Annotated in this window: 27 protein-coding genes and 2 tRNA genes; 17 read left to right on the forward strand and 12 right to left on the reverse strand. The window is 64.9% G+C overall.

The genetic code is table 11. The annotated features are described in order from the left end of the window. Nucleotides 1–60 precede the first annotated feature (60 nt). The 10 genes from pyrH (at nucleotide 61) to ABIE58_RS00940 (ending at nucleotide 9,807) form a co-directional block, all read left to right on the forward strand. Nucleotides 61–792 (forward strand): UMP kinase, encoded by a 732-nt coding sequence (pyrH, locus tag ABIE58_RS00895; protein ID WP_354542788.1) that lies wholly within the window; start codon nucleotides 61–63, stop codon nucleotides 790–792. Nucleotides 793–837: 45 nt separating this feature from the next. Further along, nucleotides 838–1,401, forward strand: a complete 564-nt coding sequence (gene frr / locus ABIE58_RS00900) for a ribosome recycling factor (protein WP_354542789.1) — start codon at nucleotides 838–840, stop codon at nucleotides 1,399–1,401. Next, nucleotides 1,401–2,144, forward strand: coding sequence for a polyprenyl diphosphate synthase (uppS, locus tag ABIE58_RS00905; protein WP_354542790.1), 744 nt, complete (start codon nucleotides 1,401–1,403; stop codon nucleotides 2,142–2,144). Before frr ends, uppS begins: the two co-directional genes overlap by 1 nt. Then, a complete protein-coding gene (locus ABIE58_RS00910; RefSeq protein ID WP_354542791.1) occupies nucleotides 2,141–2,908 on the forward strand; it encodes a phosphatidate cytidylyltransferase in 768 nt (255 codons plus the stop codon). The genes uppS and ABIE58_RS00910 overlap by 4 nt, the downstream gene beginning before the upstream one ends. Before the next feature lie 3 nt (nucleotides 2,909–2,911). Next, complete coding sequence (gene dxr / locus ABIE58_RS00915) at nucleotides 2,912–4,090, forward strand: 1-deoxy-D-xylulose-5-phosphate reductoisomerase (RefSeq protein ID WP_354542792.1); 1,179 nt, start codon at nucleotides 2,912–2,914, stop codon at nucleotides 4,088–4,090. A 3-nt stretch (nucleotides 4,091–4,093) separates the two neighbouring features. Continuing rightward, complete coding sequence (gene rseP / locus ABIE58_RS00920) at nucleotides 4,094–5,446, forward strand: RIP metalloprotease RseP (RefSeq protein ID WP_354542793.1); 1,353 nt, start codon at nucleotides 4,094–4,096, stop codon at nucleotides 5,444–5,446. A gap of 120 nt (nucleotides 5,447–5,566) precedes the next feature. After that, nucleotides 5,567–6,799, forward strand: a complete 1,233-nt coding sequence (locus tag ABIE58_RS00925) for an N-acetylmuramoyl-L-alanine amidase (RefSeq protein ID WP_354542794.1) — start codon at nucleotides 5,567–5,569, stop codon at nucleotides 6,797–6,799. A gap of 97 nt (nucleotides 6,800–6,896) precedes the next feature. Then, nucleotides 6,897–9,401: a penicillin-binding protein 1A gene (locus ABIE58_RS00930; protein ID WP_354542795.1), complete on the forward strand. Its 2,505-nt coding sequence runs from the start codon at nucleotides 6,897–6,899 to the stop codon at nucleotides 9,399–9,401. 218 nt (nucleotides 9,402–9,619) lie between these two features. Continuing rightward, nucleotides 9,620–9,696 (forward strand) — tRNA-Asp (locus tag ABIE58_RS00935). Nucleotides 9,697–9,730: 34 nt separating this feature from the next. Further along, nucleotides 9,731–9,807 (forward strand) — tRNA-Asp (locus tag ABIE58_RS00940). A gap of 41 nt (nucleotides 9,808–9,848) precedes the next feature. Here ABIE58_RS00940 and ABIE58_RS00945 read toward each other — a convergent pair. From ABIE58_RS00945 to ABIE58_RS00970, 6 genes are all read right to left on the reverse strand, one after another. Continuing rightward, nucleotides 9,849–10,286, reverse strand: a complete 438-nt coding sequence (locus ABIE58_RS00945) for a universal stress protein (RefSeq protein WP_354542796.1) — start codon at nucleotides 10,284–10,286, stop codon at nucleotides 9,849–9,851. 17 nt (nucleotides 10,287–10,303) lie between these two features. Further along, nucleotides 10,304–11,590, reverse strand: coding sequence for a TRAP transporter large permease (locus ABIE58_RS00950; protein ID WP_354542797.1), 1,287 nt, complete (start codon nucleotides 11,588–11,590; stop codon nucleotides 10,304–10,306). A gap of 3 nt (nucleotides 11,591–11,593) precedes the next feature. Then, the gene (locus tag ABIE58_RS00955) at nucleotides 11,594–12,112 is read right to left on the reverse strand and encodes a TRAP transporter small permease (protein ID WP_354542925.1); all 519 of its coding nucleotides are present in this window, start codon (nucleotides 12,110–12,112) and stop codon (nucleotides 11,594–11,596) included. A 193-nt stretch (nucleotides 12,113–12,305) separates the two neighbouring features. After that, nucleotides 12,306–13,325 carry a TRAP transporter substrate-binding protein gene (locus tag ABIE58_RS00960; protein ID WP_354542798.1) on the reverse strand — a complete coding sequence of 340 codons (1,020 nt, stop codon included), beginning with the start codon at nucleotides 13,323–13,325 and terminating at the stop codon, nucleotides 12,306–12,308. A 233-nt stretch (nucleotides 13,326–13,558) separates the two neighbouring features. Continuing rightward, the gene (locus ABIE58_RS00965) at nucleotides 13,559–14,026 is read right to left on the reverse strand and encodes a YbjN domain-containing protein (RefSeq protein ID WP_354542799.1); all 468 of its coding nucleotides are present in this window, start codon (nucleotides 14,024–14,026) and stop codon (nucleotides 13,559–13,561) included. Between the two features lie 33 nt (nucleotides 14,027–14,059). Further along, on the reverse strand, nucleotides 14,060–15,442 hold the full coding sequence (locus ABIE58_RS00970) for a dipeptidase (RefSeq protein ID WP_354542800.1): 1,383 nt from the start codon (nucleotides 15,440–15,442) through the stop codon (nucleotides 14,060–14,062). A 208-nt stretch (nucleotides 15,443–15,650) separates the two neighbouring features. Here ABIE58_RS00970 and hemA point away from each other — a divergent pair, with 208 nt between their 5' ends. From hemA to ABIE58_RS00995, 5 genes are all read left to right on the forward strand, one after another. Further along, nucleotides 15,651–16,880 (forward strand): 5-aminolevulinate synthase, encoded by a 1,230-nt coding sequence (gene hemA / locus ABIE58_RS00975; RefSeq protein WP_354542801.1) that lies wholly within the window; start codon nucleotides 15,651–15,653, stop codon nucleotides 16,878–16,880. Between the two features lie 115 nt (nucleotides 16,881–16,995). Continuing rightward, the gene (locus ABIE58_RS00980) at nucleotides 16,996–18,213 is read left to right on the forward strand and encodes a helix-turn-helix domain-containing protein (protein ID WP_354542802.1); all 1,218 of its coding nucleotides are present in this window, start codon (nucleotides 16,996–16,998) and stop codon (nucleotides 18,211–18,213) included. Between the two features lie 73 nt (nucleotides 18,214–18,286). After that, nucleotides 18,287–19,423 carry a flavodoxin-dependent (E)-4-hydroxy-3-methylbut-2-enyl-diphosphate synthase gene (ispG, locus tag ABIE58_RS00985; protein ID WP_354542803.1) on the forward strand — a complete coding sequence of 379 codons (1,137 nt, stop codon included), beginning with the start codon at nucleotides 18,287–18,289 and terminating at the stop codon, nucleotides 19,421–19,423. Nucleotides 19,424–19,487: 64 nt separating this feature from the next. Beyond that, entirely contained in the window at nucleotides 19,488–20,633 is a 1,146-nt protein-coding gene (locus ABIE58_RS00990; protein WP_354542804.1) for a DNA cytosine methyltransferase, read from the forward strand. Next, on the forward strand, nucleotides 20,630–21,169 hold the full coding sequence (locus ABIE58_RS00995) for a GIY-YIG nuclease family protein (protein WP_354542805.1): 540 nt from the start codon (nucleotides 20,630–20,632) through the stop codon (nucleotides 21,167–21,169). The genes ABIE58_RS00990 and ABIE58_RS00995 overlap by 4 nt, the downstream gene beginning before the upstream one ends. A gap of 38 nt (nucleotides 21,170–21,207) precedes the next feature. On the opposite strand, the gene ABIE58_RS01000 is transcribed toward ABIE58_RS00995, so the two are convergent. From ABIE58_RS01000 to ABIE58_RS01025, 6 genes are all read right to left on the reverse strand, one after another. Further along, nucleotides 21,208–21,444, reverse strand: a complete 237-nt coding sequence (locus ABIE58_RS01000; RefSeq protein WP_354542806.1) for a hypothetical protein — start codon at nucleotides 21,442–21,444, stop codon at nucleotides 21,208–21,210. A gap of 34 nt (nucleotides 21,445–21,478) precedes the next feature. Beyond that, nucleotides 21,479–21,841 (reverse strand): Grx4 family monothiol glutaredoxin, encoded by a 363-nt coding sequence (grxD, locus tag ABIE58_RS01005; RefSeq protein ID WP_354542807.1) that lies wholly within the window; start codon nucleotides 21,839–21,841, stop codon nucleotides 21,479–21,481. Beyond that, nucleotides 21,838–22,083: a hypothetical protein gene (locus ABIE58_RS01010; RefSeq protein ID WP_354542808.1), complete on the reverse strand. Its 246-nt coding sequence runs from the start codon at nucleotides 22,081–22,083 to the stop codon at nucleotides 21,838–21,840. The genes grxD and ABIE58_RS01010 overlap by 4 nt, the downstream gene beginning before the upstream one ends. Beyond that, the gene (locus ABIE58_RS01015) at nucleotides 22,083–22,319 is read right to left on the reverse strand and encodes a BolA family protein (RefSeq protein WP_354542809.1); all 237 of its coding nucleotides are present in this window, start codon (nucleotides 22,317–22,319) and stop codon (nucleotides 22,083–22,085) included. Before ABIE58_RS01015 ends, ABIE58_RS01010 begins: the two co-directional genes overlap by 1 nt. 67 nt (nucleotides 22,320–22,386) lie before the next feature. Then, complete coding sequence (locus ABIE58_RS01020; RefSeq protein ID WP_354542810.1) at nucleotides 22,387–22,956, reverse strand: type III secretion system chaperone; 570 nt, start codon at nucleotides 22,954–22,956, stop codon at nucleotides 22,387–22,389. 89 nt (nucleotides 22,957–23,045) lie between these two features. Then, complete coding sequence (locus ABIE58_RS01025; protein ID WP_354542926.1) at nucleotides 23,046–24,236, reverse strand: phosphoglycerate kinase; 1,191 nt, start codon at nucleotides 24,234–24,236, stop codon at nucleotides 23,046–23,048. Between the two features lie 127 nt (nucleotides 24,237–24,363). Between ABIE58_RS01025 and ABIE58_RS01030 the strand changes: the two genes are divergently transcribed. After that, nucleotides 24,364–24,870, forward strand: coding sequence for a peptidylprolyl isomerase (locus tag ABIE58_RS01030; RefSeq protein ID WP_354542811.1), 507 nt, complete (start codon nucleotides 24,364–24,366; stop codon nucleotides 24,868–24,870). Continuing rightward, nucleotides 24,863–25,411, forward strand: a complete 549-nt coding sequence (locus tag ABIE58_RS01035) for a peptidylprolyl isomerase (protein WP_354542812.1) — start codon at nucleotides 24,863–24,865, stop codon at nucleotides 25,409–25,411. The genes ABIE58_RS01030 and ABIE58_RS01035 overlap by 8 nt, the downstream gene beginning before the upstream one ends. The last annotated feature ends 38 nt before the right edge of the window (nucleotides 25,412–25,449 follow it).

Consider the following 25,449-nt stretch of genomic DNA (forward strand, 5'->3'; position numbering starts at 1 on the left):
CTGCCGCCCATTTGCGACATTTTGCGCGCAATTTCACAAGAGCAGCCGCGGAGAGCGCCCATGACCCCCCCCGACACCCAGAAGGCCCGGTTTGATCGCGTGATGCTCAAGATATCGGGCGAGGCGCTGATGGGCGACCAGGGCTATGGCCTGCACCCGCCCACCGTCGAGCGAATCGCGCAGGAGGTCAAATCGGTCCACGACATGGGCGTGGAAATCTGCATGGTGATCGGCGGCGGCAATATCTTTCGCGGCCTGCAAGGCAGCGCGCAGGGGATGGAGCGCACCACCGCCGATTACATGGGGATGCTGGCCACGGTGATGAACGCACTTGCGATGCAATCCGCGCTCGAGCGCACCGGCGCGTTCTGCCGCGTGATCTCGGCCATCCGCATGGACGAGGTGGCAGAGCCCTATATCCGCCGCCGCGCCGTGCGCCACCTGGAGAAAAAGCGCATCTGCATTTTCGCCGCCGGCACCGGCAATCCCTATTTCACCACCGACACGGCGGCCACGCTGCGCGCCAATGAAATGGCCTGCCAGGCGATCTTCAAGGGCACCAAGGTGGATGGTGTCTATGACAAGGACCCGGTGAAACACGCCGATGCCAAACGCTATGAGCGGGTGAGCTATGACGAGGTGCTGGCGCAGCATCTGGGCGTGATGGATGCCAGCGCGATTGCGCTGGCGCGCGACAACAACCTGCCGATCATCGTGTTTTCGCTCGACGAGCCGGGCGGCTTTCGCGGTATCGTCTCGGGCGAGGGCACCTATACAACCGTGCACGCCTGAGGTTAAACAGGGCCGAGGACGCGCGACAAAGACATGGGAACGACAATGGCCGACGACATAGAGATAGACCTAGACGACCTTGAGCGCCGGATGCAGGGCGCGATGGGTGCGCTCAAGACTGAATTCGCCTCGCTGCGCACGGGCCGCGCCTCGGCCTCGATGCTCGAGCCGGTGATGGTCGACGCTTACGGCCAGATGACGCCGATCAACCAGGTAGGCACCGTCAACGTGCCCGAGCCGCGCATGGTCACGATCAATGTCTGGGACAAGAGCCTTGTGAACAAGGTGGAAAAGGCGATCCGCGAAAGCGGTCTCGGGATCAACCCGCAGACCAATGGCCCGATCATCATGCTGCCCATCCCGGAATTGAACGAGGAACGGCGGCGCGAGCTGACCAAGGTCGCCTCGCATTATGCCGAGCACGCCCGCGTGGCGGTGCGCAACGTGCGCCGCGACGGTATGGACCAGATCAAGAAGGCCAAGGCCGACGGCATGTCCGAGGACGACCAGAAATTCTGGGAAACCGCGGTGCAGGAACTGACGGACAAGTTCGTCAAGCTGGTGGACGAGGCGCTTGAGCACAAGCAAGCCGAGATCATGCAGGTCTGATGAAACAGGAGGCGCGCATGGCCGGAACCGGTGCCCCCGAGGGCGGGCCGCGCCATGTGGCGATCATCATGGATGGCAATGGCCGCTGGGCGCAGAAACGCGGGCGGCCACGGCTCTTTGGGCATCACGCGGGCGCGCGCCGGGTGCGCGATATCGTGGCGTCCTGCCCCGATCTGGGGGTGAAATATCTGACGATTTTCGCCTTTTCCACCGAGAACTGGAAGCGCACCCAGACCGAGGTGGCCGGGCTGATGAGCCTGTTTCGCCGCTATATCATGAAAGAAATGCAGGAATTCGTGCGCGAGGATGTGCGCGTGCGCTTCATCGGGGATCGCTTTCGGCTGGAGCCGGGGCTGCGCAAGCTGATGGAAGAGACCGAGAAGATGACCGCCCATTGCGCGCGGCTCAACCTCACCATCGCGCTCAATTACGGCGGTCGCGATGAGGTGGCCCGCGCCATGCGCCTTTTGGCGCGCGATGTGGCCGCAGGGCGGCTTGATCCCGAAGCCGTGGACGAGCAGACCCTGCCGCGCTACCTCGACACGCGCGTGTTGCCCGATCCCGACCTGGTGATCCGCACCAGCGGCGAGGCGCGCATCTCGAATTTCCTGCTGTGGCAATCGGCCTATGCGGAATATGAATTCATTGATACGCTGTGGCCCGATTTTACCCCCGAGATATTCGCCCGGCTGCTGGCGCAATACGGCGCGCGCGATCGTCGCTTTGGCGCGGTGGGCGCATGAGCGCGGGGGCGCGCTGGTCCGATCTGGCCCCGCGCGCGGCCTCGGGCGTGGCGATGGCCGCCTTGGGCGCGGGCGCGATCTGGGCGGGGGGGCTTATATTTGCCGCGCTGGTCTGCGTGTTGGGCGGGCTTCTGACATGGGAGGCGGCGCGGCTTTTCGCCTCAACCGCGCCGGGGCGCGCCGGGATCACCGGTGCCGTGGCGCTGGCGCTGGCGCTGGTGCTGCCGGGGATTTTCGTGCTGCCGCTGCTGGCGGCGGCGGTGCTGGTCGCCGCCGAGACGCTGCCGCGCGCGCGTGCGCCCTTTGCCGCGCTGGCGCTCTGGGCGCTCATCGGGGCCTGGGTGATCGGGGTTTTGCGCGCCGATGCGGGGCTTTTGTGGGTGCTGTGGCTGGTGCTGGTGGTGATCGTGTCGGATGTATCGGGCTATTTCGCGGGCAAGGCGCTGGGCGGCCCGAAATTCTGGCCGCGCATCAGCCCGAAGAAAACATGGTCGGGCACGGCGGCGGGCTGGATCGGCGCTGGCATTGTCGGCGCGCTGTTCGCAGGGCCGACCGGGGCAGGGGCGGTGCTTGTGCCGCTGTCGGTGCTGGTGGGGTTTGCCGGGCAGATGGGCGATATCGCCGAAAGCGCGGTCAAGCGGATGCAGGGCGTCAAGGACAGCTCCAACCTCATCCCCGGTCATGGCGGCGTGTTCGACCGGTTCGACGCGATGCTGGGCGCGGCGCTGGCGGTGGGCTTTTTGCGCGCGCTCGGGCTGGTCTGAGCGATGCGGCGGGTGAGCATCCTCGGGGCGACCGGCTCTGTCGGGCAAAGCACCATCGACCTCATTGCCCGCGCGCCCGAGTGCTATGACGTGGTGGCGCTGACCGGCGGGCAGAACATTGCCCGGCTGGCGGCGGATGCGCGCGCGCTCGGGGCAGAGATCGCCGTAACCGCCGACGAGGCGCTGTTGCCCGAGTTGCGCGCGGCGCTCGACGGATCGGGGGTCGAGGCGGCGGCGGGGCGTGCGGCGTTGATCGAGGCGGCGGCGCGGCCTGCCGATTGGGTGATGTCGGCCATTGTCGGCGCGGCGGGGCTGGCACCGGGGCTGGCGGCGCTGGAACAGGGCGCGACGCTGGCGCTGGCCAACAAGGAATCGCTGGTCACTGCCGGGCCGCTGGTGATGGCGGCGGCGCGCAGGTCCGGCGCGCGCATCCTGCCGGTGGATAGCGAGCATTCGGCGATTTTCCAGGCCCTCGTGGGCGAGGAAATAAGCGCCGTCACCCGCGTCATCATCACCGCCTCGGGCGGCGCGTTCCGCGACTGGCCGCTGGAGCGGCTGGCGCGGGCGACGGTGGCCGAGGCGTCATCTCATCCCAACTGGGACATGGGCCAGCGCATCACCATCGATTCGGCCTCGATGTTCAACAAGGCGCTGGAAATGATCGAGGCGCGCGAGTTCTTTGGCCTCACCCCCGCGCAGATCGAGGTGCTGATCCACCCGCAATCGCTGGTGCACGCGCTGGTGGGGTTCAACGATGGCGCGCTGATGGCCCATGTCGGCCCGCCCGACATGCGCCACGCCATCGGCTATGCGCTGCACTGGCCCGAGCGCCGCGCGCTGCCGGTGGCGGCGCTTGATCTTGGTGCCGTGGGCGTGCTCGAATTCCGCGCCCCCGACGAGGCGCGCAGCCCGGCGTTGCGGCTGGCGCGGGTGGTGATGGAAGAGGGCGGGCTGGCGGGCGCAATCTTCAACGCCGCCAAGGAGCGCGCGCTCGATCATTTCATCGTCGGTCGCATCGGGTTTCTGGACATGGCACCGCTGGTGGAGGCGGTGCTGGAGCGGATGCTGGCAGGGCCGGATGCGGCGCGCGGCGATCTGACCCTTGATCGGGTGGCGCATATGGACCATCTGGCAAGGGAGTGCGCCGACGTGGTGGCGCGCGACATCAAACAACAGGGGTAAGGCGTGGATCTGGGTATGCTTCTGCCGCAATTCGGCAGTTTTTTCATGACGATACTGGCCTTCGTGGTGGCGCTTTCGGTGATCGTGGCGGTGCATGAATACGGCCATTATATCGTCGGACGCTGGTCTGGGATCAAGGCCGAGGTGTTTTCGCTGGGCTTTGGCCCGGTGCTGTTCTCGCGCCGGGACCGGCATGGCACGCGCTGGCAGGTGGCGGCGCTGCCCTTTGGCGGCTACGTCAAATTCCTGGGCGATTCGGATGCCGCGAGCGGCAAGGACGGCGCGGCGATGGCCGATCTGTCGCCCGAACGCCTGCGCCAGACCATGCACGGCGCGCCGCTTTGGGCGCGCACGGCGACGGTGGCGGCGGGGCCGGTGTTCAATTTCATCCTGTCGATCGCGATTTTTACCGCCGTGATGATGGCGGGCGGCAAGACCGCCGAGCCGCTGACCGTGGGCGCGCTCACGCCCTTGCCGGTGGAGGGGGTGGCGCTGCGCGAGGGTGACGAGATCCTTGCCATCGCGGGCATGGACCTGCCCGACCGCGAGGCAGACGAGGCTTATGACGATTTCCTCGACGCGCTGCCTGCCACGCCGCTGCTTGACTATACCGTGCGGCGCGAGGGCGCGCGCATGAGCGTGCCCGGCCCGCAACTCATGCCGCCGCTGGTGGGGGGGCTGTCGCCGCAATCGGCGGCGTTTGATGCGGGGCTTGAGGCGGGCGATGTGATTACCGCCGTGAATGACCGCCCCGTCGTGGCCTTTGCCCAACTCAAGGAGATTGTTGAGGGGTCGAACGGTGCGCCGCTGGCGCTCGATGTGTGGCGGCCGGGCGAGGGGGGCGGGCTTGCCCTCACGCTGGTGCCGCGCCGGGTGGACGAGCCGCAGCCCGAGGGCGGGTTTCGCACCGAATGGCGGATCGGCGTGGCGGGCGCGATGGCGTTCGAGCCCGCGACCGTGGCGCTTGGCCCCGTCGAGGCGCTTGGCCAGGCCACGGCGCAGACCTGGGCGATCGTCGAAAGCTCGATCTCGGGGCTCTATCACATGGTCACCGGCGCGATCAGCGCCTGCAACATGTCCGGCCCCATCGGCATCGCCGAAGTCTCGGGCGCGATGGCGAGCCAGGGCGCGCAGAGCTTCATCTGGTTCATCGCGGTGCTGTCGACGGCGGTGGGGTTGCTCAACCTCTTCCCGGTGCCGGTGCTCGATGGCGGGCATCTGGTGTTCTACGCCTATGAGGCCGTCGCAGGCCGCCCGCCGAGCGAGCGTGCGCTGCGGGTGATGATGAGCGTGGGGCTGACGCTGATCCTGTCGCTGATGCTGTTCGCGGTATTCAACGACCTGTTCTGCCCCTGAGCCGGGAGTGGGTAGCGGCGCGCGGGATTTGGGTATTTTCACCAAGAAGAAACGCGTGCGGGGGCTGTTGCGGGCCGCGCATTGGCGGTATCGTGGCGTCCAAAGACCGGAGACCGGCGGATGAGCAGTTTGGTTCGGACAGGGCTGGCGGTGCTGGTCGCGCTGGCCCTTGCAGGGGCGGCGCGGGCCGAGGGTGCGGGATTTTCCGCGCTGGCGCGGTTTGAGGCAGGGGCGAGCACGATCACCCGTGATGGGGCCGGGGTGGCGCTGCGGCTCGCGTTGTCGCAGGGGGTGCCGTGGCGGGTGTTCACGCTTGACGGGCCGCCGCGCCTGGTGCTCGATTTCCGCGAGGTGGTTTGGCGCGGCGCTGAAGCTGCCGGGATCGTCGCGACAGAGCGGGTGCGCGGCCTGCGCATGGGGCAGATCCGGCCCGGCTGGTCGCGGATGGTGGTGGATCTGGCCGGGCCATACCCGCTCGACGAGGCCGCGCTCACGGTCGATCCCGAGAGCGGTGCTGCGGTGCTGCGGGTGCGGCTGGGGCGCGGCGCACCCGAGCGCTTTGCTGCTGCGGCGGGTGTGCCCGATAGTCCCGGCTGGGATCCGGCCCCGGTGCCGCCTGCGGCCTCCACCGCGCCGCCCGAGGCCGACGGGGTGTTGCGGGTGATGATCGACCCCGGCCATGGCGGTATCGATCCCGGTGCCGAGGAGGAGGGGCTTGCCGAGAAGTCGCTGATGCTGGTGCTGGCGCGGGAATTGCGCGAGGCGCTGATGCGCGCGGGCGGCTTTCGGGTATGGCTCACGCGCGAGGGCGACGAGTTTGTGAGCCTCGAGCGCCGCGTGGCGCTGGCGCATGAGGTGGGGGCGGATGTGTTTGTGTCGCTTCATGCCGATGCGCTGTCGGATGCGCGGGCGCGCGGGGCGTCGGTCTATACCCTGTCGGGCACTGCCTCGGATGCCGCCAGCGCGGCGCTGGCCGAGCGCCATGACCGCGCAGACCTGCTGGCGGGGGTGGATCTGAGCGACAGCGATGACGTGGTGGCGGGCGTGCTGATGGATCTCGCGCGGCTCGAGACGCTGCCGCGCGCCGAGGCGCTGGCCGGCACGCTGCTTGAAAGTTTTACCGCGCGCGACATCCCGGTGCTGGGACGGCCCTTGCGCCATGCCGGGTTTTCCGTGCTCAAGGCCGCCGATATCCCCTCGGTGCTGGTCGAGACCGGGTTTCTCTCGGATGCGCGCGACCGGCGCAACCTGAGCGACCCGGACTGGCGCGCGGGGCTGGTGGCGGCGCTGCGCGCGGGGCTGGAGCAGTGGCACGCCTCTGATCGCGCGCGCGCGGGCCTGATGCGGCAATGAGGGCGCGCGCGAAAACCCGCCCCCGTGCCCCGGCTTTGGTTTTGACCGTGGCCCCGATCATCCCTATATCGGGCGCATCTCTTGAAGGGAGCGATCCGTGCTGCGTCCTGTTCTGAGCCTTCTGGGCACCGTGTTCAGCCTGATGACCCTCGTGGTCATGATCTGCGGGCTGTCCATCGGGGCGGTGCTGCATATCTATGGCAAGGATCTGCCAAGCCACGAGAGCCTGGCCAATTATACCCCCCCCACGATAAGCCGGATCTATTCCGCCGAGGGGCGCATTATCGACGAGTTCGCCCGCGAGCGCCGCCTGTTTACCCCCGCCGAGGATATTCCCGATCTGGTGAAACAGGCATTCATCAGCGCCGAGGACAAGAATTTCTATACCCATCATGGCTATGACGCGATGGGGATTGCCTCGGCGATCTATGACGCGGTGAAGTCGCGGGGCCGTAACGTGCGCGGGGCGTCCACGATCACGCAGCAGGTGATGAAGAATTTCCTGCTCTCGGGGGATCGGCGGATGGAGCGCAAGATCAAGGAGATCATCCTTGCCACCCGCATTGAGGAGACGCTGAGCAAGGAGGATATCCTCGAGCTTTACCTCAACGAGATTTTCCTTGGCCAGAACAGCTATGGCGTGACCGCCGCCGCGCAGACCTATTTCAACAAGTCGCTGCGCGATCTGGCCCCGCACGAGGCGGCGATGCTGGCCTCGATGCCCAAGGCCCCGAGCGATTACCACCCGGTGCGCGATACCGAACGGCTGCGCGCCCGGCGCGATTTCGTGCTGCGCGAGATGTGGGAGAATGGCTATCTCGACGAGGCGACCTATCGCGCCGAGCGCGAGATGCCGCTGCGTTCGGTCCAGAATGGCGATTTCGCGCCGTTTAGTGCCGAGTTGCCGCCGCGCGATTATTTCACCGATGAAATCCGGCGGCAGCTCAGCGGCGTGTTCGGCGAGAGCGAGTTCTTTGCCGGCGGTCTGGCCGTGCGCGCCACCATCGACCCGCAGATGCAAAAGGTGGCCGCGCGCGCGCTCCGCCGCCAGCTTGAGGCCTATGATCGCGGGCGGGGGCGCTGGCGCGGCACCGGGCTGGTGCTGCCCGACGAGGCGCTGGGGACCGAGGCCGCGTGGCAGGCGGCGCTGGCGGATCTGCGGGTGCCGCGCGATATCGAGCTTGAGGGCAAATGGTATCCGGCGGTGGTGCTGGAGACCGGCGACCAGGCCATGCGCATCGGCATCGAGGGGGTCGCGGGCGTGCAGGAGGTGCCGCGCAGCGATATAGGCTGGCTGCCCGGCAACTTCCGCGAGACCTTTGAGCGCGGCGAGGTGGTGCATGTGCGCGCCGTCACCAAGGATGGCACTTTCGCCAACTGGAGCCTGCGGCAGGTGCCCGAGGTGCAGGGCGGGTTCATGGCGATGGATGTCAACACCGGCCGGGTGATCGCCATGCAGGGGGGATTTTCCTATCAGGATTCGGTGTTCAACCGCGCCACGCAGGCGATGCGCCAGCCGGGATCGAGCTTCAAGCCCTTCGTTTATGCCGCAGCGCTCGACAGCGGCTATTCGCCCGCCACGATCATCATCGACGCGCCCATCGAGATCGACACGCCACAGGGGCTTTGGCGGCCGCGCAATTCGTCCAACAAGTTCTACGGCCCGACGCCGCTGCGCACCGGGATCGAGCAGTCGCGCAACCTGATGACCATCCGACTTGCGCGCGAGGTGGGCATGGACATCATCGCAGGCTATGCCGAGCGGTTTGGCGTGTATGAGAACATGGGCACCTTCCTGGCCAATTCGCTGGGATCGGAGGAGACCACGCTTTACAACATGGTGGCCGCCTATGCGATGTTCGCCAATGGCGGCGAGCGGGTGCGCCCGAGCCTTGTTGACCGGGTGCAGGATCGTTATGGTCGCACGATCTATCGGCAGGATACGCGGACCTGCGTGGATTGCGACGAGGCAGACCTGCCCGAGGGGCGCGGCCCGCGTATCGTGTCGGATCGCGACCGGGTGATGAACGCGATCACCGCCTATCAGCTCACCTCGATGATGAAGGGGGTGGTGGATCGCGGCACGGCATCGGGGGTCATCAACCTGCCGGTGCCGGTGGCGGGCAAGACCGGCACCACCAATGATGCGCGCGACGTGTGGTTCATCGGCTTTACCAGCAATATCGCGGCGGGCTGCTATATCGGCCATGACCAGCCGCGCGGCCTTGGGCGCGGGGCCTATGGCGCGTCGATGTGCGGGCCGGTGTTCCAGGAATTCATGACGCAGGCGGTCGAGAAATTCGGCGGCGGCCCGTTCGAGGTGCCCCCCGGAGGGCAATTCATCAAGATCGACCGGTTCACCGGCGCGCGCCTTGGCGATGACGCGGAGGGCCCGCATGTGGTGGCCGAATATTTCCGCGAGGGCGAGGAGCCGGTCTTTGGCGTGAGCTTTGACGGCGGGTTCGCGATGGGCAACGATCTCGATTTCTACCAGCCCGGAGAGGGCGAGGCGGTTCAGGACGTGACCACCGCCACCGGCGAGACCAAGCAGGTGGGCGGCAAGGCCACATTCGGCGCGATGAGTTCGGGCGGGCTTTACTAACACCCCCCCCCCTCATGCGCATTCCCGCACCCTGCCTGCGAGCCGCAACGGGGGGCATGTCTGCCCCTCTGTGGAGCATCCCTTGAGGGGTGATCCCGCGGCGGTTGCGAGTTGCAAAGGCACGGCTGAAAACTCGAATTTCGCGCCTGCACCCGCTTGACGCGGGCGCGGGCGGCGCTTAGAAGCGCCACACGCCCGAGGGATCGGGTGGGCAGCGGGCGGTTGTAGCTCAGTTGGTTAGAGTGCCGGCCTGTCACGCCGGAGGTCGCGGGTTCGAGCCCCGTCAACCGCGCCACTGCTGTCCCGAACGATCCCGATGCGTGAGATGCGCGGTTGTAGCTCAGTTGGTTAGAGTACCGGCCTGTCACGCCGGGGGTCGCGGGTTCGAGTCCCGTCAACCGCGCCATTTTCCTCACAATTCAATTGGCACAACCGGTGACCGGTTGTTCAGACCACCAGCACCGGCACCTCCGACAGCCCCGTCACCTTGTGCGAGACGCTGCCCAGAAGATAGCCCTCCATCGAGCCCATGCCACGGCTGCCGATGACGATCAGGTCGTTGCCGTGATCCTTGGCGAACTGGACGATGGTGCGCGAGGTGGGGCCGGATTTGACAAAGGCGCGGACCTCCTTGAACCCCGCATCAATGGCGTGTTTCTTGGCGTAATCGGCCACCTCCTTTGCGTGGGCGGACATGATGTCGTCAAGGTTGCCGGGATCAGAGGGCCGCACCATCGACAGCGACGCCTCGAGCATCGAGTGGTGGCGATAGACCGTCAGGATGGTCAGCGCCGCCTCGGTGAGGCGGGACATTTCCATTGCCGTGTCGAGCGCCTTTTTGGCATTGGGCGAGCCGTCGAAGGGCACCAGGATCGATTTGAACATGGGCGGTCTCCTCAGGGTTACTTGGCAAAGGCCAGATCGCGCAGGAACAGGGCGATCTGCGGGAAGTAGATCAGCGCCACCGACACCGACAACAGGATCGCGATGAAGGGCGGCGTGCCGCGGATCACCTCCCAATAGGGCCGCTTGAAGACGGCGATGGCGGTGAAGATGTCACAGCCAAAGGGCGGCGTGGCCGAGCCGATGGCAACCTGAAGCGTGATGATCGTGCCGACAAGCACCGGGTCAAGCCCCACCGACTGAACCACCGGCGCGAAGATCGGCACCATGACAAGGATCACCACGATGGGATCGACGAACATACAGCCGATGAAGAAGGCCACCGAGATGACGAACAGCACGCCGATCTGTCCCATCTGGTCGATGCCGATGGAGCTGAGGATTTCCTGAGGGATCTGCGCAAACGAGATGACCCAGGAAAACGCAGCCCCCACGCCCACAAGGATGAACACCACCGCCGTAATCAGCCCGGTGGATTTCGCCGTATCATAGACGCCCGAGAGGTCGAGCGAGCGGAACACCAGCACTTCGAGGATGAGCGCGTAGAACACGCAGGCCGCCGCCGCCTCGGTCGGGCTGAAAATGCCGCCATAGATGCCGCCGATGATGATCGCCGGAAAGCCCAAGGGCCAAAGCGCCTGTTGCACGGCGCGGGCGCGGTCGGGCCAGCTTGTCTTGGGTTCGGTGGGCACGTTGTTGCGCACCGCGTAAATCCACGAATAGAACGAGAACAGCACGAGAATCAGCAGCCCCGGCCCGATGCCTGCGATGAACAGTTCAGCAATCGAGGTGTTGGAGACGACGCCATAGATGATCATCCCGATCGACGGCGGGATCAGAAAGGCGATGTCAGAGGAATTGACGATCAGCGCGAGGATGAAGCTGTCATTATAGCCCGCCTTCTGCATCCGGGGCCGCAGCGGCGAGCCGATGGCCACCACCGTGGCCTGGGTCGAGCCCGAGACCGCGCCGAACATCGTGCAGGCCGCCGCCGTCGAGACCGCGAGCCCGCCCTTGAGATGCCCGACAAAGGCCATCACGAGGTCGATGAGCCGCCCGGCCGATTGCCCGCGCGTCATGATATCGGCGGCAAAGATGAACATCGGCACCGCGATAAGCGAGGCAGGCCGGATGCCGGCCATGATCTGCTGGACCATCGTCTCCATCTGGCCGAGCCCGCCAAAGAGCGTGTAAAAGCCCACGAAGGCCCCCACGATCAGCGGAATCATCATCGGAAAGCCCAGAAGCAGCAGGACGATCATGATCGAGAAAATCGTGACAGCCATCGTTCACACCTCCTTCTCGGTGTCGTCGTAACCCTCGAGCACGGCGGTCGAGAGGTAGATATCGCGCGACAGGATATTCTTGATGGCCGTGAGCAGATATTGCAGCCCGGTCATGAAAAACCCCACGGGCACCCAGATCAGCGGCACCCAGACCGGGATTTGCAGCGACGGAAGGACGCGCCCGCGCCCCGCCTGCGTGACGATGTAGTTGAACGAGTAATAGCACAGCCCCAGCATGAACACCGCCGTCACCAGCGAGATGACGATCATCAGCCCCTTGCGCGCCTTGGGCGGCAGCGCGTCGTAAATCGCCGACATGCGGATATGGCGACCCTGCCGCGCGGCATAGCTGATGCCCGCGAAAGTGATCAGGATGATGAGGATGCGGTTGAGTTCCTCAGAAAAGAACAGGCTGTTCTGGAAGATGAAGCGCCCGATCACGTTGGCCACGGTATTGGTGGCCATCAGCAGCACGCCTGCGGCGAGCATGATCGATTCGAGGCGTGCGATGATATTGTCGATCGTGCCAAGAAACCCGGGAAGGGTAGAGGCATAGCTGTCTGCCGAAGGCTTGTCGCATCTCGGCTGGTCCGGCTGCGATGTGCCGGCCTTCTCGGGCGTGTCGTTCACGGCTGGCCCTCCCCGTGAAAATCATTTGTCGGTTGTGTGGCAGCGGGGGCGGCGCGATGGGCCGCCCCCGGATATTGTGCCGCTGTTATTCGGTCACGGCCTTGAGATCGGCCTTCAGTTGGTCAAGGATTTTCTTACCGCTGTCGCCGGTCATCTCGACGAACCGGGCTTCGACCTGTTCACCGGCTTTGATGAACGGCTGGCGCTGCTCTTCGCTCAGCACGTTGATCTCGATCTCGGGCTTGGCCTCCTTGATCTTGGCGATGCTCTCCTCGTGCAGGCCCTTCTGGTAGTCGATGATGTGGTTGAAGGCCACGTCGATGGCATCCTGCACGGCCTGTTGTTCGTCGCCCGACAGGCCGTCATAGAAATCCTGGTTGGCCATCACCGCCGTGGTGAAGTTGCTGTGGCCCATGCAGGTGATGACGTTGGAGACCTCATACATCTTGGCCGACCAGTTCCAGAACATCGGGTTTTCCTGCCCCTGGATGATGCCGGTCTGAAGCGCGCCGTAAACCTCGCCCCAGGGCAGCGGTGTGGGCGTCGCACCGAAGGCCTGATAGCTTTCGACCAGCAGCGGGTTGGTCATCACGCGCACCTTGACCTCGTTGAGGTCGGCAGGTTCGGTGACCGGTTTTTGCGTGGTCACGCAAACCTCGCCCTCGGGGAACATGGTCAGCAGTTCCAGCCCCTGCTCGGCATAAAGCTTGGGGAACATCTCGTTGACCGCCTTGGAGGTGCGGAAAAACTCGCCCAGCGCCTCGGTGTCCTGCGGCAGCAGATAGGGGACAAAGAAGACCTGCGCCTCGGGGATGAGCGAGCCGGTGAAGCCCGGCGACTGGTCCACGAATTGCAGGATGCCGGCCTGCGCCTGTTCCATCGTGTCGGCGGATTCGCCGAGCGTGCCATAGGGGAAGAGCTGCACCGTGTGATCGGTATTGGCCTCGACCTCCTCCTTGAACTTCTGCGCGAACACACCCTGCACATCGGTGAGCGCTTCCTCGAACGCGTAGCGCCACGTATCGGCGGCCGCGGCGGTGGCCCCGAGCGCCAGGATGCTGGTGGTCGCAAGCGCCGCGACTGCGCTTTTGGCGTAGGTGGTCATGATAGTCTCCCTTTAGCTAACTTATGCGTTCGAGAGTGTCGCGAATGACCCTTTGTGTCAAACTGGACTCGTAAGTCATTATATCTATTTGGATTATAGCGTTTTTTTGGGAAGTTAGGCGAGTCGTTTTTCGCCCACAAGCCTGCGCCCCTCCAGGAACCGGCACCGGGGGGGCATATTTCAGAGGGGTTCGGGCGAAGAAAATCAGCCCGCCGGGGGGAGTGCGCGCGCGCCTACCAGCCGATGAAATCGGTGAACTCTTCCAGCGCTATTTCCCACCGGTCCATGAGGCGCTTGAAGGTTGGGGCGGGCATCGCGTCCACGCCTGCCACGAAATGCATCACGACCGGGTCGTCGTCGCTGTCGAGATAGGCCCGCCCCATCAGCTTGGTGCTGTTCCAGCTATTGAGCGACCCCAGCGTGATCGTGTCATCCACGGCAAAGCTGGCGGTGAACGACATATCCTTGCAATCACGATTGTTTTCGCACCCGTAAAAGAAGATCGCGAAGCGTGCGCCGGAGGCGTGGCTGATGATCATAGGATCGCCCTGGCTGTCGGTGGATAATTCCGCGCGATAGCCGTTGTCTTGGAGGGCGTCGGCCACGCTTTGCGGATAGGCCGCCGAAACCGAGCGCGCCGAGACCGAGGTGGCGGCCAATATTGCCGCCGCAGCCAGAGCCGATATTCGTGTCGCGTTCATTTGAAATTCCTTTCGATGGAGAGAGGGGAAGCGTCACCCGCTATGGCTGAGCGCATCCAGCACGCGCGCCCAGCTTCGGATGCCCTTGTGAAAGCTCTGGACGTTGTATTTCTCATTGGGGGAATGGATGGCGTCATCCTCCTGGGCAAAGCCGATCAGCATGGCGTCCAGCCCGAGGATCTGCTTGAAAAATCCCGCGATGGGGATCGAGCCGCCCATGCCGGTGAGCACCGCCTCGCGGTTCCATTCGTCGGAGAGCGCCTGACGCGCGGCCTCGAATTCGGGGCGGTCGGTGTTCATCACCGCCGCAGGCGAGCCGTCGAGATTCTGATCCCAGGTGATCTTGGCGTCGGGCGAGAGGCGATCCTCGACATGTTTGCGGATCCTGGCGCGCAACCTGTCGGGGTCCATGTCGCCGACAAGGCGGCAGGTGAGTTTGCAATGCGCCTCTGCCGGGATCACCGTCTTGGTGCCCGCGCCCTGGTAGCCGCCCCAGAGACCGTTGATTTCCAGCGTCGGGCGCGCCCATTGCTGCACGAGCGTGGAATAGCCCGCCTCGCCATGCGCGCGCGTCATGCCGACAGACGACAGGTATTCGTGCTCGTCGAAACCGCAATTTTCCCACTGGCGCAGCAGGTCGTCGGGCACTTCGTGCACGCCCTCGTAAAAGCCCTCTACCGCGACGCGGCCCGTCTCGTCGTGGAAGGACGCGATGAGGCGTGAAATCTCGCGCAGCGGGTTGAGCGCGGGGCCGCCGTAATGGCCGGAATGAAGGTCGATGCGGGGGCCTTGAATCGTGAATTCATCCTTGAGCATCCCGCGCAGTTGCGAGGCGATGGAGGGGATGCCGGGCGCGACCATCGAGGTATCGCAGATGAGCGCGAGATCGGCGGAAAGCTCGGCGGCATTGGCCTTCATGAAGGGAATGAGCGAGGGCGAGCCGGATTCTTCCTCGCCCTCGAAAAAGAAGGTGATCGCGCAGGGCAGATGCCCGTGCACCGCCTTCCACGCGCGGCACGCCTCGATGAAGGTCATGAGCTGGCCCTTGTCGTCCGAGGCCCCGCGCGCGCGGATCACTTTTCCGTGGGGTGTGTCCTGCACCTCGGGGGCGAATGGATCGGTATCCCACAGGTCCAGCGGATCGACCGGCTGCACATCGTAATGGCCGTAAAACAGCAGGTGCGGGCCATCACCCGCGACATGGCCCACCACCATCGGGCGGCCCGGCGTGGGGCGCTTCTCTGCCTTTACCCCAAGGCTTTGCAGGTCTGCCACCAGCCAATCGGCGGCGGCCTCGCAATCGGCGTTATGGGCCGGATCGGTCGAGATCGACGGGATGCGCAGCAGGCCATCGAGCCGGGCCAGGGCGGTGTCGAGCGTATCGTCGATATGGGCGAGGGTGGCGGTGAGGGTCATGGTGGGCCTTTCGGGATTTGCCAAGTTATGCCAGAGGGTATCAGGCGCGGCTGCGCTGTCCAGAGCTTGACCCATGTCAAGGAGAAGGGGGGCGGCGTTTTGTAGCCTGTTCCTGTGATCCGGGTGCGGTATACATCCGGGCGAAAACGGCTAGATTACGGGCAGGGTGCCGTGGCAGGTATCCGGCACCGAACGGGAAGGGAAGACGATGGATTACGCAGCCGGGCTGGATCGGGCACTTGAGCGTCTGCACGAGGAGGGGCGTTACCGCACCTTCATCGACATCGAGCGGCAGCAGGGGGCCTTTCCGCACGCCGTATGGCGCAGGCCCGACGGGGCCGAGCAGCCGATCACCGTCTGGTGTGGCAACGATTACCTCGGCATGGGGCAGCATCCCCAGGTGCTCGAAGCGATGCACGCGGCGATTGACGCCACCGGCGCGGGATCCGGCGGCACGCGCAACATTTCCGGCACCACCGTCTATCACAAACGGCTGGAGGCAGAGCTTGCCGATCTGCATGGGAAGGAGGCGGCGCTTCTCTTTACCTCGGCCTATATCGCCAATGATGCGACGCTCAGCACGCTGCCCAAGCTCTTTCCCGGCCTCATCATCTATTCCGACGCATTGAACCACGCGAGCATGATCGAGGGCGTGCGCCGCAATGGTGGGGCCAAGCGGATTTTCCGGCACAATGACGTGGACCACCTGCGCGCGTTGATGGCCGCCGATGACCCCGACGCGCCCAAGCTGATCGCGTTTGAGAGCGTCTATTCGATGGATGGCGATTTCGGCCCCATCGAGGCGATTTGCGATCTGGCCGATGAATTCGGCGCGCTGACCTATATCGACGAGGTGCACGCGGTGGGCATGTATGGCCCGCGCGGGGCCGGGATTTGCGAGCGCGACCGGCTGATGCATCGGCTGGATATCATCAACGGCACGCTGGCCAAGGCCTATGGCGTGATGGGCGGCTATATCGCGGCAAGCGCCAAGATGTGCGACGCGGTGCGCTCTTATGCGCCGGGTTTCATCTTTTCCACCTCGCTCGCGCCGGCGCTGGCGGCGGGGGCCACGGCCTCGGTCGCGTTCCTGAAGACCTCGGACGGGCAAAAGCTGCGCGAGCGGCATCAGACGCAGGCGAAAATCCTCAAGACCCGGCTCAAGGGCCTCGGCCTGCCGATCATCGACCATGGCAGCCATATCGTGCCGGTGATGGTGGGCGACCCGGTGCATACCAAGGCGCTGTCGGATATGCTGCTTGAGGGCTATGGCATCTATGTGCAGCCGATCAACTACCCGACCGTGCCGCGCGGCACCGAGCGGCTGCGCTTTACCCCCTCGCCGGTGCATGGGCCGAAAGAGATGGACGCGCTGATACGTGGCATGGATGCACTCTGGAGCCAATGTGCGCTGAATCGCGCCGAAAAGACCGGGTGATGCACGCGAACGTGCAATGCGCCTTGCCTTGTGTTAACGTGTTCTAAAGAACAGGATGGCAGCCGAATCGTAGACTTCGGCGCTTTGGCAGGGACTTGTGAGAGGCTCGTGGCGCATGATTGGTCGCCGTCGGACGGTTAAAGCGGCCTCGGACGAGGCGGATATACGCGGCTTTGACGCGTACGATCTGCGTCTGGGCGACCTGATGCGCGGAGAGCGCGCCACCCTTGGCAAATCGCTGCTGGATGTCGAGCGCGAGTTGCGTATTCGCGCCAATTACGTCGCCGCTATCGAGAACGCCGACCCGTCGGTTTTCGACACGCCCGGTTTCATCCCCGGCTACGTGCGGTCCTACGCGCGCTATCTCGGCATGGACCCCGACAAGGCCTTTGCCGTCTTTTGTGCGGAATCGGGGTTTTCCATCGCGCATGGCATGTCCGAGAAGGCATCGTCGCGCTATCGCCCCGAACGCCGGATCGAGCCGAAACCGGCGCGCAAGGGCGCGGCAGACGCGCTGGGCGGCGGCGGCATGGCCTTTGTTCCCGAGCGCGAAAGCGTGTTTTCGCGGATCGAGCCGGGGGCAGTGGGATCGGCACTGGTGCTTGTGGCGCTGATCGGGGCGATTGGGTATGGCGGCTGGAGCGTGCTTCGCCAAGTGCAGCAGGTGCAGCTTGCGCCGGTGGAAAACACGCCCATGGTGCTGGCCGATCTCGACCCGCTGGATCAGGCCGAGGCAGGGGGCGAAGACGGGACGCAGGCCGGGTTCAAGGCCCCGCGCGAGGATCGTCTCAGCAGGCTTTACCGGCCCAAGGCGCTTGACGTGCCGGTGATGGTGGCCCGCGATGCGCCGATCTCGATGCTGGATCCACGCGAGGTGGGCACGCTCAGCCCCTCCGCGCCAGTGGCCTCTGACCGTGACAGCGCCATCGCGCGCGCGGTGCTGGCCGCGCAGCAGGCCCCGACCGACACGCCGACGGTGCCGCAGGTCGTCGAAGGCGCGCCCGATGCTGTGCAGATCGTCGCCGTGCGCCCGGCATGGGTGCGGGTGCGCGCCGCCGATGGCAGCGTGATCTTCGAGGGGATCATGAACGCGGGCGATACCTATGATGTGCCCGCCACGGAAAACCCGCCAACGCTGCGCGTGGGCGAATCGGGCGCGGTGTATTTCGCGGTCAACGGCGCGCATTACGGGCCAGCAGGCCCAAGCGGCGCGGTGACGGCAAACCTCTCGCTCACCGCCGGGGTGCTCACCGAGCGCTATGCACAGGCCGACCCCGAGGCCGATGCCGACCTTGAGCGCGTGGTGGCCGAACTGACGCAGGATCGGCAATAGCCCCGGTTGCCGCGCGCCTCGCGGCGGGCTATTTCTGGGTGCAGGGATGATCCGAACCGAACGGGGCCACGCGATGTCGCATAATCCAATCCGCCCGTGGCGCAATATCGAGCGCCGCAAATCCCGTCAGATCATGGTGGGGCCGGTCCCGGTGGGGGGCGGCGCGCCGATCACGGTGCAGACCATGACCAACACGGCGACCACCGATGTGGCGGCCACCGTGGCACAGGTGCAGGCCGCCGCCGAGGCGGGGGCCGATATCGTGCGCGTCTCGGTGCCCGACGAGGCGTCTTCAAAGGCGCTGCGCGAGATCGTGCGCGAAAGCCCGGTGCCGATCGTGGCAGATATCCATTTTCACTACAAACGCGGGATCGAGGCGGCAGAGGCGGGTGCCGCCTGTCTGCGGATCAATCCCGGCAATATCGGCGATGCGCGGCGCGTGCGCGAGGTGATCGCGGCGGCGCGCGATCACGGCTGTTCGATGCGCATCGGGGTGAATGCGGGCAGCCTCGAGAAGCACTTGCTCGACAAATATGGCGAGCCGTGCCCCGAGGCGATGGTGGAATCCGGGCTCGATCATATCCGCATTCTTCAGGACAACGATTTTTTCGATTTCAAGATCAGCGTGAAGGCTTCGGACGTGTTCATGTCGGTGGCGGCCTATATGCAACTGGCCGAGGCGACCGACGCGCCGCTGCACCTTGGCATCACCGAGGCGGGTGGCCTCATGTCGGGCACGGTCAAGAGCGCGATCGGGCTGGGCAACCTCCTTTGGGCCGGGATCGGCGACACGATCCGGGTGAGCCTCTCGGCCGACCCGGTGGAAGAGGTGCGCGTTGGCTATGATATCCTCAAATCTCTGGGGCTGCGGCATCGCGGCGTGAATATCATCTCCTGCCCAAGCTGCGCGCGGCAGGGATTTGACGTGATCCGCACGGTGGAGGCGCTGGAGGATCGGCTGTCGCATATCAAGACGCCGATGAGCCTGTCGATCATCGGCTGCGTGGTCAACGGGCCGGGCGAGGCGCTGATGACCGATGTGGGATTTACCGGCGGCGGTGCCGGGCATGGCATGGTCTATCTCGCGGGCAAGGCCAGCCACAAGATGTCGAACGCGACGATGATCGATCATATCGTCGAGCAGGTCGAGGCCCGCGCCGCCGAGATCGAGGCCGAGAACGAGACTGGGGCCCCGCAGGCGGCGGAGTAGGGTAAGGCTTGTTTAGGCTCGACAGGGTATTATCCACCTCGTAAACATAGATATGGCGTGCGAGATGGATCATCCTCCTAGATATGCCGAGTTCTTCTGTGGCGGCGGAATGGTGCGCGCAGCACTTGACGCGGGTTGGCACTGCGCCCTCGCCAATGACATTGATGCGATGAAATGCCGTGTCTACCGCGATAACTGGTCCAGCACCGGGCTTGTCGAGGGGGATGTGGCGGCGCTCGACCCGGATGTGTTGAAACAGCCCATTGATCTTTATTGGGCGTCAAGCCCGTGTCAGGATTTCAGCCTTGCCGGCAAGGGCCTGGGTCTTGGCGGCACGCGCAGCGGTGTCTTTAACCCGTGGTTCGAGAAGGTGCGTGTCGCGGCGATGGCCGGGTTCGCACCACGACTGATTGCGTTTGAAAACGTCACGGGCCTGTTGTCGCGTCATGCAGGCAAAGACCTCGATCACATCCTGATGTCGTTCATATCGCTTGGCTACAAGGTCGGGGCACTCGAGATAGACGCCTGTCATTTCGTTCCGCAAAGCCGACCGCGCCTGTTCGTGATCGCGGTGCGTGGGGAACTGAACGTGGCTGATCTTTGTCAGCCACAAGCGGATGGCGTGTTTTGCTCGACACGCCTGCGCCGGTTTCACGACGGGTCCAGCCCGTTAATAAGAGAGAACTGGTTGTGGTTTCGCCTTCCGCCTCCTGCGTCGTCAGCGGAAAGGTTGTCGACCATTCTGGACGCTGATCCGGATACAGCGTGGTTGTCTGACGAGCAGATCGCGCGGTTGCTTTCGATGATGTCGGCCCCGAGCCTTGCGCGCATTGCTGCGGCGAAGGCGGAAGGCCAGACCGCCGTGGGAACGCTCTACAAAAGAGGGCGCCCCGATGATGCAGGCCGCGTGCGTCAACGGGCGGAGGTGCGATTTGACGGTGTCGCGGGATGTTTGCGAACACCGGCGGGAGGGTCATCCCGGCAAACGATCCTGATTGTTCGCGGCGACAAGATCGAAGCGCGCCTGTTGTCGCGACGCGAGGTTTCCCGCCTCATGGGGCTGCCTGCGTCTTATCGGATGCCTGAGCGTTACAACGATGCCTACCGGATTGCGGGTGATGGCGTGGTTGTTCCCATCGTGAAGCATCTCGACGAGCATCTCTTTCAACCGATTCTTCTCAAAATCGCAGCGGAAAGGGCGGTCGCGTGAGCGACGTTCAGTCTTTCCGGAGCGAATCGCTCAAGGCATTGACCGATGAAATCGGTGTCTACGCGCTTTGCGATCTGGATGGCGTTCCGATCTATGTCGGGCAATCCGTTGACGGAATCCGGACCCGTGTTCGCCGTCATCTGACCTCGGCAAGGTCGGATGTGATTGCCAATCGACAGGTCGATGTTTGGGAAATCGCTTATGTCTGGGCATGGCCCGTTCGGGATGTGACCGATATCATCCGATTGGAAGCCCATCTTTTCAACGAGTTCGACTCATGTGTCAGGCTGATGAACGGCAAGGCAATGGCGGTGCCGGAACACCGGGTTGATGTGCCGAAAAAGCAAATTGTGCAGGTCATTGAGGAGGGTGAGCGCATCAATCGCCAAGACCCCGCGTTGCGATTGCCGCGCCAGATCATGCAATACAATCTGCTGGTGGATTATATTCTGAACGTAAAGGACGCAGGACATCTCAAACGTTCTTTGGATGCTCATTTCGAACGGCTTGTGAGGTATCACCAAACCTTTCTGTAGCGGTCTGCGATACATCAAACCGCCAAACGCCCCCGCTCCTATGTCTTGGTGTCTGTCTCGTCAGCCCCAGCCTCGGGGCTGTCGGTTTCGGGATCATATCCGGCCTCGCCCTCGTCGAGCAGCGTCACATGGGTGGTGTCTGTCTCGGGATCGTAAGCGAGGCCGTAATTGCTGTGCCCGTCCTCGCGGGCGCGGTGCCATTCGTGCCATGCGGCATAGGCAAACACCGCCACGAAAGGCGTGAGCAGCAGCAGGGCGAGCGGGTGTGATGTCACCGGCTGCCCCTTTGCTTGAGAGGCCGCCCGCCGATCATGCGTTGGCTTCGCGGATCTTTTCGGCGGCGGCCTTGTCATAGCTCACGCCGTTCTGCTCGAAAAGCTGGTCAAGCTCGCCCGAAAGCGTCATCTCGGTGATGATGTCGCAGCCGCCCACGAATTCGCCCTTGACGTAGAGTTGCGGGATGGTGGGCCAATCGGAATAGTCCTTGATGCCCTGGCGGATGTCCTCGTCGGCGAGCACGTTCACATCGGCGAAATCGACGCCCATGAAATTGAGCACGCCGGCCACGCGGCTGGAAAAGCCGCATTGCGGCATGTCCTTGGTGCCCTTCATGAAGAGCACCACGGGGTTGGCGGTCACGGTCTCGGTGATGCGGGTCTTGGCGTCGGTCATTTGCTGCGGTCCTTCGGAATGAAGATTTTGGCGTAGGTTTGCGGATCGCGCGAGATGCGGTAGCTCATCGACTGCCCGCCGCTCACGCCGGAGGAATAGAAGGACGAGATCACGCTGTCGCCCTCTCCCGGCTCGGTGCCGCGCCCGGTGGTGCGGTCCTCGCGCAGCGATTGCGCGGCGCGCAGCCCGGCGAGCAGAAGCACAAGGCCCGACAGCGCCGCGATGATCGCCCCGCCCGACATCAGCCGGGGGCCTTGGTGGTCAGCGCGAGCGCGTGAATCGCCCCGTCCGGCCCGTCCATCCGGCCCTTGAGCGCGGCATAGACGGCGCGTTGCTGCTGAACGCGGTTCATGCCGCGAAAGCTTTCGTCGATGACCTCGGCTGCGAAATGCACGCCGTCATCGCCCTCGACGGTGATGCGCGCATTGGGCAGCGCCTCGCGGATGAGCGCCTCGAGATCGGAAGCGAGAAGGGCCATCGGCATATCTCCGGTTGTGTCATCTGGGGCAGATGTAAACCGCGTGGGTGGCGTTCGCAAGGGAGGCTCAGATTTCCTCGCCCTTCTTGAGCAATTCGTCGATGAGCGCGCGTTGCAGCGCGCCGCTATCGCCGCCGCCATATTGCATCGCGCCCGAGGAATAGAGCGTGCCAAAGCTTTGCGCGAGGTTGACCACCTGGCCGATCCCGGAGATGAGCTGATCCTTTTTCAGCGGCGAAAGCGGGTGGATATAGGCCGACCAGAGCACATCGCGGGCGATGGCGTAGCGGGCATCGAGGGCCGAATCGAAATTGGCCTGCATCATGCGGGTCAGTTGTTCGGGCGTGACATCGGCGCTGCGCGCGACCGGGGTCATGGCGCGCATCCGGTCGGCGGTCTTGTCGGTGACGATGAGAACCTGCACCTCGCCCACGGAAAGCTGCCAGACCGCGCCGTTGCCCTGCGCCTCGGGGTCGAGTGCGCGGATGATCGCGTCGAGCCGCTCGAGCGTCATATCCGGCTCGGGCGCGGTTTGCGGTATGGTCTCGCCTTCGGGCGCGGCCTCTTGGGCGAGGGCGGCGAGGGGCAGCAGCGCAAGTGCTGCGCAGAAGGGCAGGCAGAGGGGCAGGCGGGGCATGGCGTGTCTTTCCGTTCTGGGTGCCGTCAGCCTGCCACAGGGCAGCGCAGCGCGCCACGGCGCTCGCTGAAACGTGACCGCGCGTGCCCTTATCCCGCGCCCTTGAGGGCGGCGACGCCGGGCAGGTCCTTGCCCTCCATCCATTCGAGGAACGCGCCACCGGCGGTGGAGATATAGGTGAAATCCTGCGCCGCCCCGGCGCGGTTGAGCGCGGCCACGGTATCGCCGCCGCCCGCTACCGAGATGAGCCGCCCCGCGCGCGAGAGCCGCGCGGCGTGCTGTGCGGCGGCGTTGGTGGCGGCGTCAAAGGGCGCGATCTCGAACGCGCCGAGCGGCCCGTTCCAGATCAGCGTTTTCGCCTGATCGAGCACCTCGGTGATGCGCGCCACCGCCCTTGGCCCCGCGTCGAGGATCATCGCGTCGGGCGGGCAGGCATGGGCCCCCACCACCTCATGCGCCGCGCCTTCGGCAAACTCGCGCGCCACCACCACATCGGCGGGCAAAAGGATCGCGCAACCCGCGGCACCCGCCTTGAGCATGATCTCGCGCGCGGTGGCGGCCATCTCGTGCTCGCAAAGCGACCGGCCAACATCGAGCCCCATCGCGGCGAGAAACGTGTTGGCCATGCCGCCGCCGATCACCAGCGTATCCACCTTCTCCACAAGGTTGCCCAACAGGTCGAGCTTGGTCGACACCTTGGCCCCGCCCACCACCGCCACCACCGGGCGGGCGGGGGTGCCAAGCGCGGCCTCCAGCGCCTGTAATTCCGCCTGCATCAGGCGGCCTGCGCAGGCGGGCAGCAGATGCGCCAGCGCCGTGGTCGAGGCATGCGCGCGGTGCGCCGCCGAGAAGGCATCGTTGCAATAGACATCGCCAAGCGCCGCGAGGCGGGCGGCGAACTCGGGGTCGTTGGCCTCTTCGCCGGGGTGAAAGCGGATGTTTTCCAAGAGCAGAACATCGGCGGCGCGGGCCTCCTCGGTGAGGTTCTCGGCCCCCTCCAGCGTCTCGATCAGCCGCAGCTTGCGGCCCAGCGCCTTTTCCAGCGCGGGCACCGTCACGCGCAGCGACATGGACGGCACCACCTTGCCCTTGGGCCGGTCGAAATGCGCGAAGAGCATCGGCTTGCCGCCGCGCGCCAGAATGTCGTCGATGGTGGGCTTGATCCGCTCGATCCTTGTGGCATCGGTGACCGCGCCGTTCTCGACCGGCACGTTGATATCCACGCGCACCAGCACGCGCTTGCCCTTAAGGTCCATGTCGTCCAGCGTCTTCCAGCCCATCGCGGCGGCCTCCTCATGCAACTCCGTGCCTGTCATGGCGCGCAGTCCCCGCGCCGTCAACCGCCCACCCTTGGCAATCGCGCCGGTTCCCCCTAGACCTGTGGGAAACCGCAACCAGGAGCACCAAATGGCCGAGATCACCGACCCCGAGAACACCATCCTGATCGAATTGAAGGATGGCACTGTCACCATCGAGCTTATGCCCAAGATCGCGCCGGATCATTGCGCGCGGATGAAGGAGCTTGCCCGCGCCGGGGCCTATGACAACGTCGCCTTTCACCGGGTAATCGACGGCTTCATGGCACAGACCGGCGACGTGGAACACGCCAACATGGAAAAGGACTACAACCCCCGCCGCGCGGGCACCGGCGGCAGCGATCTGCCCGATCTCAAGGCCGAGTTCTCCAAGATCCCGCATGATCGCGGCACGCTCGGCGCGGCGCGCAGCCAGAACCCCAATTCCGCTAATTCGCAATTCTTCATTAATTTCGGCGACAACCATTTCCTCAACGGGCAATACACCGTCTATGGCCGCGTGATTGCGGGGATGGAGCATGTCGATGCCATCACCCGAGGCGAGCCGCCCGCGAATCCTGATCGCATGATCAGCGTCAAGGTGGCTGCCGATGCGTAAGCTGGCTCTTGCCGTCGGGCTGCTGGCCTGCGGCCCCGCCCTTGCCACAGGCCTCGAAATCGACGTGAAGGGCGTCGCCAACGGCACCATCACGGTTGACCTGTTCGAGGATGTCGCCCCCAATCATGTCGAACAGATCACCGCGCTTGCCGCCGAAGGGGCCTATGACGGGGTGGTGTTCCACCGCGTGATCGAGGGCTTCATGGCGCAGACCGGCGATGTCGAATTCGGGCGCTCGGGTGGCGATATGCGCCGCGCGGGCAGCGGTGGCAGCACCCGGCCCAACCTTAGGGCAGAATTTTCCGATGTGTCGTTCGAGCGCGGCGTGATCGGCATGGCCCGGAGTAATGACCCCGACAGCGCCAATTCGCAATTCTTCATCATGTTCGCCCCGGCCCCGCATCTCGACGGCAGCTATACCGCCGTGGGGCGCGTCACCGGCGGCATGGAGATCGTGGACAAGATCAAGCGCGGGCGCGGCCCCAATGGCGCGGTCGTGGGCACGCCTGACACGATGACCGCCGTGCGCGTCACCAAGTGACATGAGCGCCGCGCCCGAGATCATGCCGCGCCCGCTGG

Origin of the sequence: Roseovarius sp. MBR-78, assembly GCF_040547535.1 — a bacterium.
GTDB lineage: Bacteria > Pseudomonadota > Alphaproteobacteria > Rhodobacterales > Rhodobacteraceae > Roseovarius.